Source organism: Flavobacterium sp. KH_035 (genome assembly GCF_057839565.1).
In genome coordinates this window covers 2,038,502-2,051,649 of sequence record NZ_CM174492.1, presented here as the reverse complement: position 1 = coordinate 2,051,649, position 13,148 = coordinate 2,038,502, and the positions used below count along the sequence as shown (strand labels likewise).

The following is a 13,148-nucleotide window of genomic DNA, read 5'->3' as shown; positions in this document are numbered from 1 at the left end:
CATAAAAATGCACATAACAACAAAATAAACACGTTTTTTCTTTCAATATTATTTAGAATTATTATAAATTAAGCTTTTGTCTTATCGTGTTACTTATATGTCCTCCTTTGACATTAAAAAAGAAAAACTCAACATAAATTTGCCATATTGTTAAAATAATAGTAGAAATCTTAACTAAAAAACTTAGAAATAAACTTCATAACCAATTACTAATAAGAACTAAGGAAAAAAAAGAAATCAACTAACAAATTCAAATTGACTTATGAAAAGCTTAAAAAATGCCCCGCAGATTATCTTAAATTCAAAACACATCGGGCACCCGATTGATTTTACCTGGAGTAAAAAGAAGATGGAAAAATTCTTAGATCCGTTAGAAGGAAATGAAGACCTCGAAAACATATTGTCAAACATTAATCATAAGGCGACAGTGGGACTTAGTGCCGCATTACTGGAATGGATATACTGGCGTTTTATAGGACAAAAGACGACTATCAATGACACAGAAAAAAGAATTGAAGCGCTTTGGTGTTCGATTAAAGACCCGGAATTAACAACCCCTTTATTATTTGATACTAATTTTGACATCCCTGCTTCAGGAGCCATCGATGGCCCGTTATGGGTCGCCCATATGACGGTAAGAATGATTGATGTAAGATATAGAAAAGGATCTTACTTTTTGCAAAATGAAGTTTTAGGACTTGTGTTACTTGCCCGACATATAACACCAAAGAAAAAAGTTTTTGACAAATGGTTCAATACGATCCTAATCCAGCTAAACCACTTGTAACCTAGCACTTACAGAGATGAAAATCTGGACGAGACAGACGAAAAAATATACAATTCATCTAATGAACCTTTAATTTGCCGTGATTTTTTCTTTAATCCCAAGTTTCAGTATACGATTACTGCATCTGAAAAAGCAGCTCATAAATACATCCAAAACTTAGATCATAAAGCAAATCAATTTTTGCATTTATCCAGAAAAGTTTCTTGATGAACCTAACAAATGAAAATTACGAATCTGAAAACGAAGATAAAAACTATAAAAATTTGGTTGAATCAGAACCTTCAGATATGATAAAGGATTTCACACGAGGATAAACTAAAACAAATTTAAATCAAAACATACTTTATGCCTGCCTTATCAGAATATTCAAATGTTCATAACACTGTCATTAATATTATTACAAACAAAGGTTACAAAATTTGGTATAACAAGAAAAATGAAACTTATTATGCTGAGAAAAATGGATGGGATTTTATGGCCTATTCACCTTGCTCGTTACTTGGAATTATATCAATATTTGAACACAAAAAACCTCAATCTTATAAAGAATATTGGTGGAAAGATGAAGGGGCTTTAGTAGAAGAAAATCTCAGTAAACATTCTCATAGTTACATCTCTGTCACTGAAAAAAATAATAAGGATGAAAAACATTATAAATTTTAAAGACTATCAAAAAAAATCCCCGAAAAGAAATTCTTTTCGGGGTAAGTTTTTACTCTGAATTTAAACGGTAAACTTCAAAGGCAGGTGTACTACTTTTTTGGTTTCGAAAAATTCGTCTTCAAAAATAGTTGACAAATCGTATAATGTGGCTTTAGGGAAAGCGGACAATTCTTCTGTTAAGTCTCCCCCTTTTAAATACAGAATTCCATTTTTTAAAGTATGCTTATGCTGTTTTTTTATTTTGTCTTTTATCCATGAAACAAAATCAGGCATATTAGTTACGGCACGGCTTACAATAAAATCAAAATCGCCCTTTACCAGCTCAGCACGTTTTTGTTCTGCCTTTACATTTTTTAACTCTAATGCATCCACAACCCCTTGAACCACCTTAATTTTTTTTGCTATAACATCGATCAGATAAAAACGCGTTTCAGGAAAAAGAATCGCCAATGGGATCCCAGGAAATCCGCCTCCGGTACCAACATCCAGGACAGTAGCTCCCGGTTCAAACTTCATGATTTTTGCAATTCCAAGCGAATGCAAAATGTGTTTTGTATATAAGGCATCAATATCTTTTCTTGAAATAACATTGATTTTTTCATTCCAGTCGTGGTATAAAAAGTCTAATTTTTGAAATTGTTCGATTTGAAGATCGGTCAAATCCGGAAAATATTTCAATATCTCATCCATTGCTCTAATTTTTTAACAAAAGTACTACTTTACGATTGAAATATTTAACTCAATTTTGCAAATTGAAAATTTATAATAATTACCTTTGAAACCTATTTAAAATAATTATGAATAACACTGCGCCTACATTTGCTAAGCAAGACACTCTGAAGTTCTTCAGAACACTTAACTCACGAGTAAACAATTACTTCAAAGAGAACAATATTCAGAAAACAGGAAACTGGAAGCTGCATTTAAAAGCCATTATTCTTTTTGCCGTTTTTCTAACCCCGTACTTTTTAATCCTAACGCTTAACATGCCTTTCTGGGCACAATTACTGCTAAATATTCTGATGGGAGTTGGAATGGCCGGAATTGGTATGAATGTTATGCACGACGGAAATCACGGCTCCTACTCTTCTAAATCATGGATCAACAAAATCATGGGAGGAAGTATTTACGTATTAGCCGGAAACGTTCACAACTGGCAGGTACAACATAACGTATTGCACCATACTTATACAAATATTCACGGTCATGATGAAGATCTTGATGCGGGAAGAATTATCCGCTTCACACAAAACGCAGAATGGCACCGTTTTCATAAATTTCAACATTACTATTCTTTTTTCTTATACGGACTTTTGACTTTTAACTGGGCACTTACTACCGATTTCAAGCAAATGAAAAATTACCTGAAAAGAAAATTATCCTACGGAGCACCACAAAGTCCAACCAAATTGTGGACTGTTCTGGTAATCACAAAAATCATCTATGTTTTAATCTGGATGGCTCTACCAATGATTTTAGGAGTAATATGGTGGAAAGTAGTGATCGGATTTTTCGTGATGCATTATACAGCCGGACTAATTTTAAGTATCGTTTTTCAGTTGGCACACGTAGTTGAAGAAACTTCAAACCCGGTCCCGAATGAAGAAGGGGAAATGGAAAACACCTGGGCAATTCACCAATTGTACACCACTGCTAATTTCGCTCCAAAAAACAAAGTGATTAACTGGTTCACTGGAGGATTAAACCATCAGATAGAGCACCACATTTTTCCAAACATCAGCCACATCCACTACGGAAAAATTGCTGAAATTGTAAAACAAACTGCCATCGAATGCAATTTGCCTTATCATGAATTCAAAACTATGAGAGGAGCTGTACTAGCGCATTACAAACATCTAAAAGATCTTGGTATGAAACCAAGTCTAGCATAAAATAAGAAACTATTAATCATTAACCATCCTTAATTAAAGTTGAAATTAAGGACATTCAAAAATTTCATAATGAATCATATTCTTTCAGACAGAATCAACAACTTAGCGACATCACAAACCTTAGCAATGGCTGCTTTAGCACGTGAATTAAAAGCACAGGGAAAAGACATTATCAGTTTAAGTTTAGGTGAACCGGACTTTAATACACCAGACTTTATTAAAGAAGCCGTTAAAAAAGCAGTAGACGAAAACTATAGTACCTATTCTCCGGTAGAGGGTTATTTAGAATTGAGAGAAGCAATCTGCAAGAAATTCAAAAGAGACAACGGATTAGAGTACAAACCATCTCAAATCGTGGTCTCTACAGGAGCAAAACAATCTTTATACAATATTGCACAAGTAATGTTAAACGATGGTGACGAGGTTATTTTACCGGCACCATACTGGGTTTCTTACTTCGAAATCGTAAAACTTTCCGGCGGAATTCCTGTTGAAGTTCCTACTTCTGTAGATACCGATTTCAAAATTACACCGGCACAATTAGAAGCTGCTATCACACCAAAAACAAAAATGATGTGGTTCAGTTCGCCTTGTAATCCATCTGGATCTGTATACAGCCGTGAAGAGTTAACAGCTCTTGCAAAAGTATTGGAAAAACACCCAAATATATATGTAGTTGCTGACGAAATTTATGAGCACATCAATTTCTCAGGAACTTTCTGCAGCATCGGGTCAATCCCGGGAATGTTAGAAAAAACAATCACTGTAAACGGAGTTGCAAAAGCATTCGCCATGACAGGATACAGAATTGGTTATATCGGAGCTCCTGAATTCATCGCAAAAGCGTGTGTAAAAATTCAGGGACAAGTAACTTCCGGAGCAAATTCGGTAGCACAGCGCGCGACGATTACAGCAGTAGAAGCTGATCCAAGTGTATTAAACCACATGGTTAAAGCTTTCCATACCCGCAGAGATTTAGTAGTGGGATTGTTAAAAGAAATTCCAGGTGTAAAAATCAACGTTCCGGAAGGAGCTTTTTATGTTTTCCCTGACGTTTCTTCTTTCTTCGGAAAAACATTAAGAGGAACTGAAATTAAAGATGCAAATGATCTTTCGATGTATCTTTTAGGAGAGGCCAACGTAGCAACTGTAACCGGTGATGCTTTTGGAAACCCAAATTGTATCCGTTTCTCATATGCTACAAGCGACGATATCTTAAAAGAGGCATTACGCAGAATCAAAGAAGCTTTGACTGCATAATACCATAAAATAACAATAACTAAAAGGGCATTTTCGAATGAAAATGCCCTTTTTTATTTAGTCAATTAAAAGCGAAGCAATCTCTCTTGTAATAGACGTTGGTGAATTACAATCGCAATTACTCAAACCAACTACATAAATTTGTTCGGTCGGCTCATAAACACCCATCGATTTAAAGCCAAAAATACTTCCCCCATGCTCGCGAACAATTTTATCTTTTACTTTTTCTAAATGCCAGCCGTATCCATAATCAATATTTGTCCCATTGTTTAACGTGTAATTTACAAATGCTTTTTCTGTAGATGCAGGATTTAATAATGTATTTGTATTTATTGCATATTGCCATTTCAGCAGATCATCAACATTTGATAGTATCGAACCCGAAGCATACGGAATAGAGAAGCTGATATAGTTTGTATTCACATACCCCTCACGGTCACGATAACCGGAAACTCTGTTTTTAATGATTTTATCATGACTCGCATAATACGTATTTTCCATTCCGATTTTCTTAAAAATATGCTGTGTTATAAAGGCTTCATAAGTCTGTCCGGAAACCATTTCAATGATATAGCCCAAAATCACATATCCCGAATTACAATATTTATATTTTTCACCCGGCTTAAAATCGATGGGTTCATTCTTAAAAAAATCGACCAGTTCTTTTGGAGACAAGTCCCTTCTGGCAATATCTTTTATAGCCTTCATACTCGTAAAATCTTTAATTCCGGAAGTATGTGTTAGCAAATGATGCAGGGTAATCTTATTTCCATTGGTTGGATAATCGGGAATAAACTTCGTGATTTCGTCATCAAGTTTTAGCTTCCCCTGTTCTGCCAGCATCAAAACAGCAACAGCCGTGAATTGCTTCGTCATCGACCCGATTTCAAAAACAAATTCGGGCTGCATTTTAATGTCCATTTCTAAATTGGCCATTCCAAAAGCTTTTCGATACACTACTTCTCCCTTCTTAACCGCCAGAAAAACAGCTCCGGGATTTTCAGGTTTAAACTTTGAGGTAATTAATTGGTCCATTTTGGTTTCCAAACTCTGAGCCGACAGTCCCGAACAGCCCATTAGAAATAGAACAATAAACGATTTTAAGAAGATTTTCATTTTGTGATTATTTAGTCTGATTGATAAAAGCTTTGACGGCTTCTATCAGCTAAAGGTTACAGAAAGTATATTATTAGAATTTATAGGGGGATTTCGCCGCGGCGAACCGGGCTATCCGCTGTATCTTTTGCTTTTTAAAGAAAAAAGCAAAAGGATGTCGCTCCTATCCCTAGCCCAAAAAAATGGCTGTAGCAGAACAAATTAGATTTTATCCCCCCTAACAACTCCGTCTTTTTTAAATCATTTTATTAGTATTTTTAACAAATCAATTAAAAAAAATATTGGATCTGCCTTTTAAGACGTTCTCCTTAAAAACAAAAAACATGAAAAATATAATTCCTACAATCATATTAATGCTCACAATAGGAATGTTCGTAACATCCTGTACCGTAACCAAAAAAATAACCATAACCGAATCAAAACCCTATACACCGGTATCTAAAGAACTATTTGATACCATTGTAAAAATGGACGGAGTCGTTTTTGACGCAGCTAATAAAGGTGATTTAGAAAAAATAAAAACTTTATTCGCAGAAGACCTTGAATTCTTTCATGATACAGGAGGGTTAGACGACTATACAAAAACAATGGAAAACTTCCAGCGAATTTTTACCAATTATGGATATACAAGAAGAGTTCTGGTAGAAGGAAGCATTGAAGTTTACCCTATTAAAGATTATGGAGCCATACAAACCGGATTGCATAAATTCTGCCGACTTGAAAATGGAGAACTCATCAACTGCGGCACCTATAAATTTACTCATATCTGGAAAAACACACCTACAGGCTGGAAAATTACCCGGGTCATTAGTTATGGGCATTAAAAAAGATAAAACTAATTAAGTACTTATAATTAACTAGTATCAAAAGTACTTTGACTACAATTAAAGCAAAAAAATTATCTTAATATTTGAAACTTCCTTTTCGAGAAAGAAAACCACTTAGTTAGTAAACCAAGCCGTTTTTCGTTTATCAGAATTTAAAAATATTTTTTTACTTTCGCGCCAACCAAAAAATATTTTATGAATCTAACATTACGCAATTCTTTCTTAATTACAATCCTTAGTTTATTTTTTAACAATGAGGCAAAATCCCAAGCAACAGGCAATTCCATTAAAGGTTCTATAGGCTTTGCCTCAAGCAGCTCTTATTATATTGAAAATTATGGTAATCAAGAGGAAGTCGATGTTATGGGAGGAGGTTTTTATGTACAGGGGGAATATATCATTGGAGTAAAATCATGGTTTAGTATACGTCCATACGCAGGAGCTATATTTACATCAGTTGATAAAAATCAGAATTTACAAAATCAACCGCAATACAAAGTAACAACCAATGCTTTTTTACTCGGAACAAAAGTACGTCTGTGTGCACCAATTCCTTGGGTAGCCCCTTTTATTGAAGGAGGAATTGGTACTTCAATAGGTAAATTTGAAACCTTTACACCAGGGGTTAATTTCAACAAAAGCGACATGTTATTACATATTCCCTTTAGTCTTGGATTAGCCATTGGCCGAAAAAATAATTTTGAAATTGCAATTTCGGGATACTTTCACCCAGCAGCTAAGCAATCGTCTGCTATATTAGGCTTAGGATATACTTTCCCTCTAGATTAATAAATCAAAAAGTATCTCCGTTCAAAAGATAACTTAATAAAAAACCACCCAGTAAACTTTTTTAGTCCCTAACAAGTAATGAACAGATTAAAATCCGCTGATAACAAATAGAAACAGCAATCTTAATCATCATCATTCCATATAAGTTAACAATTCTAAAAAAATCACCTCAGCATTAGCAAACTCGAAATATTTATAAGAACTTTGCAAACTTTTTTCCGTGAACACCACAAAATCCTAAAGTACTTAAAATGAAGAAGAAGATTGAAATATTAGCTCCTGCCAGGGATTTAATTGGAGGAATGGCAGCCATTAATAGTGGTGCCGATGCTGTTTATATTGGTGCACCGCAATTTGGAGCACGCTCGAATGCCAACAATTCTATTGAAGATGTAGCTGCATTGGTACAATATGCACACCTTTTTAATGCACAGGTCTTTGTGGTTATGAATACCATTTTGTACGATAACGAACTGGAAACCTGTCGCAAAATGATTTGGGAATTGTACGACATTGGTGTTGACGCCCTAATTATTCAGGACATGGCGATTATGGAAATGGACTTACCTCCTATTGTACTTCATGCCAGTACACAAGCCAATAACCGTGATGCCGATAAGATAAAATTCCTTAAAGATGCCGGAATTAAACGTGTGGTTTTAGCCCGCGAATTGAACTTGCATCAAATTAAAACCATTTACGACGAAGCCGATGTTGAACTAGAATTTTTTGTAACCGGAGCTCTATGCGTTTCTTTCAGTGGAAACTGCTATATGAGTGTGGCCAACGGAGAACGAAGTGCCAATCGTGGTTCTTGCGCACAAAACTGTCGTTTACCATATAACTTAATAGACGGAAACGGAGAAACTTTAATCAAAAACAGTCACTTACTTTCTATAAAAGATTTAGACATCTCAGATCAGATTCCAAACTTAATTGAAGCAGGAATCGTTTCTTTCAAAATTGAAGGAAGACTTAAGGATGTCGTTTACGTAAAAAACAACGTTTCTTATTTACGCCAAAAATTAGACAGCTTTTTAGAAGGCGCGGGAAGTGATAAATATACCAAAGCTTCTTCCGGAAAATGCACCTATACCTTTGATTCTTCTTTAAACAGAACTTTCAACCGTGGTTATACGGATTATTTCGTAAACGAAAGACACAGCTCTATTGGTTCTTGGGAAAGCCCAAAATCAAAAGGTCAATATATTGGAAAATTAATCCGAACTGTTGGAAACGCATACGAAATCGAAAACGGTGAACTACTGAATAATGGTGACGGACTTTGTTTTATCAACGAAAACAATGAAGCTGACGGAATCTATGTAAACAAAGCCGAAAACGGAAAAATTTATCCAAACGTTTTAAAAGAAGTAAAAGACGGAACTTTTATTTACCGTAACAACGACGCTGCTTTCATTAAAGTTGTAGAGAGAGAAGACAGTGCTATTCGAAAGCTAAGTACAACTTTATTGCTTACCGAAACTGAAACAGGCTTCGAATTAATCGCAACCGATGAAGACGGAAATATTAGTATCGTTACCCTTGAGCACGCAAAAGAACAAACTAAAACTGGCGAATCAATCGAAGAAAACATCAAAACACAATTGGCAAAAACAGGGTTTACACCTTATACCGCTGATGAAATTAATGTAATGTTTTCTCAAAACTGGTTCCTTCCTATTTCAAAAATCAACGAAATGCGAAGAACCGTTTACGATCAGCTAACAGTAATTCGTCTGGCAAATTACAAACGTGAAGAGCACCAGTTAGTTAAAACATCACATCCTTATCCGGAAACTAAATTGGATTTCATGTACAATGTTTCCAACAAAACGGCCCGTAAATTCTACGAACGTCATGGCGTTACCGAAATCGAAAAAGCATTTGAACTACAGTGGGATCCAGGAAAATCGCGTGTGATGACGACCAAATATTGCATCAAATACGAATTAAAAAAATGTCCGATACACCAAAAAGATATAGTTGGTGTTAAGGTAAAAGAACCATTAGTATTAAAGCAGGGTGAATTAGAGTACAAACTAAAATTCAATTGTAAACCTTGTGAAATGGAAATCTGGGAAAAAGATGCAGAATTCGAAATAGAAGAAGATCATTTTCATTAATAATATCTAACCGCAAAGTTCGCAAAGGACAACGCAAGGTTTGCAAAGATTTTTTTAAATCTTTGCGAACCTTTTCTTTTAACTGAACATCAAAAGCTTTGCGTTCTTTGCGGTTAATATAAATTGCATAGACATACAATACTTTGCGGTTCAACTCTTTTTTCGCTACTTTTACTTCTCCAACAACACAATTAATCCAAAATGAAAATACTACTCCTTGGTTCGGGTGAATTAGGCAAAGAATTTGTCATTGCCGCACAACGAATCGGACAAACCGTAATTGCTGTAGATAATTACGAAAATGCTCCGGCCATGCAGGTAGCACACAGCTTTGAAGTCATCAACATGCTCGACGGCGAAGCACTGGACCGAATCGTAGCCAAACACCAGCCCGACTTTATCGTTCCCGAAATAGAAGCTATCCGAACAGAACGTTTTTACGATTACGAAAAACAAGGCATTACTGTTGTTCCATCTGCGAAAGCAGCCAACTTTACCATGAATCGAAAAGCGATTCGCGATCTCGCTTCAAAAGAACTGGGATTAAAAACTGCTAAATATCAATATGCCACTTCAGCAGAAGAACTTCAGAAAGCCGTTCAGGAAGTTGGAATTCCCTGCGTAGTAAAACCTTTAATGTCTTCTTCCGGAAAAGGACAATCTACTATCAAAACGGAAGGCGATATTGAAAAAGCCTGGCAATATGCCGTTGCAGGTTCACGTGGCGATGTCATTGAAGTTATTGTAGAAGCATTTGTTGATTTTCACTCAGAGATTACTCTTTTAACGATTACTCAAAATAACAATCCAACCTTATTTTGCGCACCAATCGGACACCGTCAGGAACGTGGTGATTACCAGGAAAGCTGGCAGCCCGCAAAAGTTTCTGAAGCCGATTTGTATGAAGCGCAGGACATGGCCGAAAAAATTACTGAAGCACTGGGAGGCGCAGGACTTTTTGGTGTCGAATTTTTCTTAACCAGCGATGGTGTTTACTTCTCTGAACTCTCCCCTCGCCCACACGATACCGGAATGGTAACTTTAGTAGGAACACAAAATTTCAACGAATTCGAATTGCATTTGAGAGCCATTCTAAGCCTGCCTATCTTCGAGATCACTCTTGAAAAATCCGGTGCAAGTGCTGTTATTTTAGCTTCACAAGATTCTGCAAATCCAACTTTTACCGGAATTGAAAAAGTAGCTGCTTTGCCCAAAACTGATTTCAGGATTTTTGGAAAACCTACTTCAAGACCTTACCGCCGAATGGGCGTTGTTTTAAGCTATGATACTCTTGCAACACCAATTGACCAAATTACAGAACGCGCCAAAACAACTTCAAAACTAATAACCGTAAACTCTTAAAAATGAAAAACGCATTATTTGCACTCTTCCTGTTTATAGGAATCACAGCTCAGGCTCAGGATAAAAAAACAGATGAAAAACCTCTAATTGTCGAAACAGCCTGTGGCGAATGCCAATTTGGAATGGAAGGCAAAAGTTGTGATTTAGCCGTTCGCATTGACGGGAAAACGTATTTTGTAGACGGAACAACAATTGACGAACATGGTGATGCACACGCTAAAGATGGTTTTTGTAACGCTGTCCGTAAAGCCAAGGTAACCGGAAAAGTAGAAAACAACCGTTTTAAAGCAAACTCTTTCACCTTGATAAAAGAAAAATAATGGCGTTAATTCTTGAAAATATAGCCAAACATGTTTCACTAACTCCTGAAGAGCAAGCCCATTTTTTATCTAAAACAGAGATCCATTCTTATAAGTCCAAAACAATTTTACTGAGTGCCGGCGAAGTTTGTAAACATTCGTATTTCGTAAATTCAGGAATTCTAAGAAGCTTCAATATCAACGATAACATTGTCGAACATGTTCTGGCTTTTTCGTGCGAAGGTTGGTGGATGAGCGATATGTACAGCTATTTTTCACAGAAATCCGGACAACTCTTTATAGAAGTTTTAGAAGACGCAGAAGTCGTTTCACTGTCCAAAGAAAATCAGGAACAATTGTATCTTGACATCCCAAAGCTCGAACGTTTTTTCAGAATTCTAATCGAAAACTCTCTGGTTGCCAATCAACAACGCTTAATGGATAACTTAAGTTTGACAGCAGAAGAACGCTTTGAGAAATTTTGTGCTAAATATGGCACACTAGTCTATAAAGTTCCTCAAAAACAAATCGCTTCTTTTATTGGTGTCACACCTGAATTTTTCAGCAAAATGAAAGCCAGGCTTTTAAAAAAGTAAAATTAAACCATTAAGATATTAAGATATATTAAGCCAGACCTAATCTTTCTTATTTTTTAAGAATATAAAGCTTAACTTTCTTAATATCTTAATGGTAAAAACAAAGAATTAAAATTGCTCAACCTCTGTTGAATGTTTCATTGCTGTAGTTGAAGACCTTCCTATCGTTACCGTATTTTGAACCGCATCGAAATAAGAAGTACCTACAAAAGCCTGATGTTTTACAGCTCTGAATCCGTTTTGCTGCAAAGCAAATTCTCTTTCCTGTAATTCAGAATATCCTGCCATTCCACGCTCTTTATACGCTTTAGACAATTCGAACATACTGGTATTCAAAGCATGGAATCCTGCCAGAGTAATAAACTGAAATTTATACCCCATTGCCGCCAGATCCTCTCTGAAAGTTTCCATCTCTGCTACTGATAATTTTGCCGCCCAATTGAAAGACGGAGAACAATTATATGCCAGCATTTTACCCGGAAACTCTTTTTTCATTGCATCGGCAAACTTCTTAGCATAAACCAAATCAGGATTACTGGTTTCCATCCAGATCAAATCAGCATAAGGCGCATAGCTTAATCCTCTCGCAATCCCCTGATCGATTCCGCTGTTTACATAGAAAAAGCCTTCATTGGTCTTTTCGCCTGTAATAAATTTTGCATCTCTCGGATCGGCATCACTGGTTAGCAAATTAGCTGCATCAGCATCTGTTCTGGCTACAATTAATGTCGAAACTCCCATAACATCAGCAGCCAAACGAGCAGCAATCAGTTTGTTGATCGCTTCCTGAGTAGGTACCAAAACTTTTCCACCTAAATGTCCGCATTTTTTAGCAGAGCTCAATTGATCTTCAAAATGAACACCTGAAGCACCTGCCTCAATCATCGATTTCATCAATTCGAATGCATTTAAATTTCCGCCAAAACCAGCTTCTGCATCGGCTACAATCGGAACCAAATAATCTTTTTTATCTTCAACCTGATTTACGACCTGAATCTGATCAGCTCTCAACAAGGCACTATTAATTTTTTTAACTACCATCGGTACACTATTCACCGGGTAAAGCGATTGGTCAGGATACATTTCTCCTGCCAAATTTGCATCGGCCGCTACCTGCCAGCCACTCAAATAAATCGCTTCTAAACCAGCATCGACTTCCTGAATCGCCTGATTTCCTGTTAAAGCACCCAAACCAGCAACATAATCCTGACTTTTTAACTTTCTCCATAATTTCTCAGCCCCCATTTTAGCAATAGAATGCTCAATATGATAAGAACCTTGAAGCGTAACCACCTCAGTAGCGGTATACGGACGTTCAACACCTTTCCATCTTGGGTTAGTGATCCAATCGTTAATCAATTCCTGAATTCTGTCTTCTGTTGTTTTCATAAGTAATATAGTTAAGTTGGTTAGTAAGTAAATAGTTTTCAG

The 13,148-nt window shown here is 36.2% G+C and carries 13 protein-coding genes; 10 read left to right on the top strand and 3 right to left on the bottom strand.

The features are described 5' to 3' along the window. Nucleotides 1–262 precede the first annotated feature (262 nt). Both AC3IS6_RS08875 and AC3IS6_RS08870 read left to right on the top strand, forming a co-directional pair. On the top strand, nucleotides 263–787 hold the full coding sequence (locus tag AC3IS6_RS08875) for a hypothetical protein (protein ID WP_489164542.1): 525 nt from the start codon (nucleotides 263–265) through the stop codon (nucleotides 785–787). Between the two features lie 345 nt (nucleotides 788–1,132). Then, on the top strand, nucleotides 1,133–1,450 hold the full coding sequence (locus AC3IS6_RS08870; RefSeq protein ID WP_263362754.1) for a hypothetical protein: 318 nt from the start codon (nucleotides 1,133–1,135) through the stop codon (nucleotides 1,448–1,450). Between the two features lie 60 nt (nucleotides 1,451–1,510). On the opposite strand, the gene rsmG is transcribed toward AC3IS6_RS08870, so the two are convergent. Beyond that, a complete protein-coding gene (gene rsmG, locus AC3IS6_RS08865) occupies nucleotides 1,511–2,140 on the bottom strand; it encodes a 16S rRNA (guanine(527)-N(7))-methyltransferase RsmG (protein WP_173965505.1) in 630 nt (209 codons plus the stop codon). A 107-nt stretch (nucleotides 2,141–2,247) separates the two neighbouring features. On the opposite strand from rsmG, the gene AC3IS6_RS08860 reads away from it, so the two are divergent. Both AC3IS6_RS08860 and AC3IS6_RS08855 read left to right on the top strand, forming a co-directional pair. After that, nucleotides 2,248–3,342 (top strand): fatty acid desaturase family protein, encoded by a 1,095-nt coding sequence (locus AC3IS6_RS08860; protein WP_489164541.1) that lies wholly within the window; start codon nucleotides 2,248–2,250, stop codon nucleotides 3,340–3,342. A 69-nt stretch (nucleotides 3,343–3,411) separates the two neighbouring features. After that, entirely contained in the window at nucleotides 3,412–4,602 is a 1,191-nt protein-coding gene (locus AC3IS6_RS08855; RefSeq protein ID WP_489164540.1) for a pyridoxal phosphate-dependent aminotransferase, read from the top strand. Between the two features lie 57 nt (nucleotides 4,603–4,659). On the opposite strand, the gene AC3IS6_RS08850 is transcribed toward AC3IS6_RS08855, so the two are convergent. After that, complete coding sequence (locus tag AC3IS6_RS08850) at nucleotides 4,660–5,718, bottom strand: serine hydrolase domain-containing protein (RefSeq protein WP_489164539.1); 1,059 nt, start codon at nucleotides 5,716–5,718, stop codon at nucleotides 4,660–4,662. A 323-nt stretch (nucleotides 5,719–6,041) separates the two neighbouring features. On the opposite strand from AC3IS6_RS08850, the gene AC3IS6_RS08845 reads away from it, so the two are divergent. From AC3IS6_RS08845 to AC3IS6_RS08820, 6 genes are all read left to right on the top strand, one after another. Next, the gene (locus AC3IS6_RS08845; protein ID WP_489164538.1) at nucleotides 6,042–6,542 is read left to right on the top strand and encodes a nuclear transport factor 2 family protein; all 501 of its coding nucleotides are present in this window, start codon (nucleotides 6,042–6,044) and stop codon (nucleotides 6,540–6,542) included. Between the two features lie 198 nt (nucleotides 6,543–6,740). Beyond that, nucleotides 6,741–7,334 (top strand): hypothetical protein, encoded by a 594-nt coding sequence (locus AC3IS6_RS08840; protein WP_489164537.1) that lies wholly within the window; start codon nucleotides 6,741–6,743, stop codon nucleotides 7,332–7,334. 251 nt (nucleotides 7,335–7,585) lie between these two features. Then, nucleotides 7,586–9,460 (top strand): peptidase U32 family protein, encoded by a 1,875-nt coding sequence (locus tag AC3IS6_RS08835; RefSeq protein WP_489164536.1) that lies wholly within the window; start codon nucleotides 7,586–7,588, stop codon nucleotides 9,458–9,460. A gap of 201 nt (nucleotides 9,461–9,661) precedes the next feature. Continuing rightward, the gene (gene purT, locus AC3IS6_RS08830) at nucleotides 9,662–10,822 is read left to right on the top strand and encodes a formate-dependent phosphoribosylglycinamide formyltransferase (RefSeq protein WP_489164535.1); all 1,161 of its coding nucleotides are present in this window, start codon (nucleotides 9,662–9,664) and stop codon (nucleotides 10,820–10,822) included. 2 nt (nucleotides 10,823–10,824) lie between these two features. Beyond that, entirely contained in the window at nucleotides 10,825–11,142 is a 318-nt protein-coding gene (locus tag AC3IS6_RS08825; protein WP_173965497.1) for a DUF6370 family protein, read from the top strand. Beyond that, entirely contained in the window at nucleotides 11,142–11,717 is a 576-nt protein-coding gene (locus AC3IS6_RS08820) for a Crp/Fnr family transcriptional regulator (RefSeq protein WP_489164534.1), read from the top strand. The genes AC3IS6_RS08825 and AC3IS6_RS08820 overlap by 1 nt, the downstream gene beginning before the upstream one ends. Nucleotides 11,718–11,825: 108 nt before the next feature. Here AC3IS6_RS08820 and aceA read toward each other — a convergent pair whose 3' ends face one another. Next, on the bottom strand, nucleotides 11,826–13,106 hold the full coding sequence (aceA, locus tag AC3IS6_RS08815) for an isocitrate lyase (RefSeq protein WP_017497777.1): 1,281 nt from the start codon (nucleotides 13,104–13,106) through the stop codon (nucleotides 11,826–11,828). Between the last annotated feature and the right edge of the window lie 42 nt (nucleotides 13,107–13,148).

Bases quoted from the DNA above. Each gene is read 5' to 3' on its own strand.
- rsmG (WP_173965505.1), bottom strand. From the start codon at position 2,140: ATGGATGAGATATTGAAATATTTTCCGGATTTGACCGATCTTCAAATC.
- AC3IS6_RS08860 (WP_489164541.1), top strand. From the start codon at position 2,248: ATGAATAACACTGCGCCTACATTTGCTAAGCAAGACACTCTGAAGTTC.
- AC3IS6_RS08835 (WP_489164536.1), top strand. From the start codon at position 7,586: ATGAAGAAGAAGATTGAAATATTAGCTCCTGCCAGGGATTTAATTGGA.
- AC3IS6_RS08870 (WP_263362754.1), top strand. From the start codon at position 1,133: ATGCCTGCCTTATCAGAATATTCAAATGTTCATAACACTGTCATTAAT.
- purT (WP_489164535.1), top strand. From the start codon at position 9,662: ATGAAAATACTACTCCTTGGTTCGGGTGAATTAGGCAAAGAATTTGTC.
- AC3IS6_RS08820 (WP_489164534.1), top strand. From the start codon at position 11,142: ATGGCGTTAATTCTTGAAAATATAGCCAAACATGTTTCACTAACTCCT.
- AC3IS6_RS08845 (WP_489164538.1), top strand. From the start codon at position 6,042: ATGAAAAATATAATTCCTACAATCATATTAATGCTCACAATAGGAATG.
- AC3IS6_RS08875 (WP_489164542.1), top strand. From the start codon at position 263: ATGAAAAGCTTAAAAAATGCCCCGCAGATTATCTTAAATTCAAAACAC.
- AC3IS6_RS08825 (WP_173965497.1), top strand. From the start codon at position 10,825: ATGAAAAACGCATTATTTGCACTCTTCCTGTTTATAGGAATCACAGCT.
- AC3IS6_RS08850 (WP_489164539.1), bottom strand. From the start codon at position 5,718: ATGAAAATCTTCTTAAAATCGTTTATTGTTCTATTTCTAATGGGCTGT.
- AC3IS6_RS08840 (WP_489164537.1), top strand. From the start codon at position 6,741: ATGAATCTAACATTACGCAATTCTTTCTTAATTACAATCCTTAGTTTA.
- aceA (WP_017497777.1), bottom strand. From the start codon at position 13,106: ATGAAAACAACAGAAGACAGAATTCAGGAATTGATTAACGATTGGATC.
- AC3IS6_RS08855 (WP_489164540.1), top strand. From the start codon at position 3,412: ATGAATCATATTCTTTCAGACAGAATCAACAACTTAGCGACATCACAA.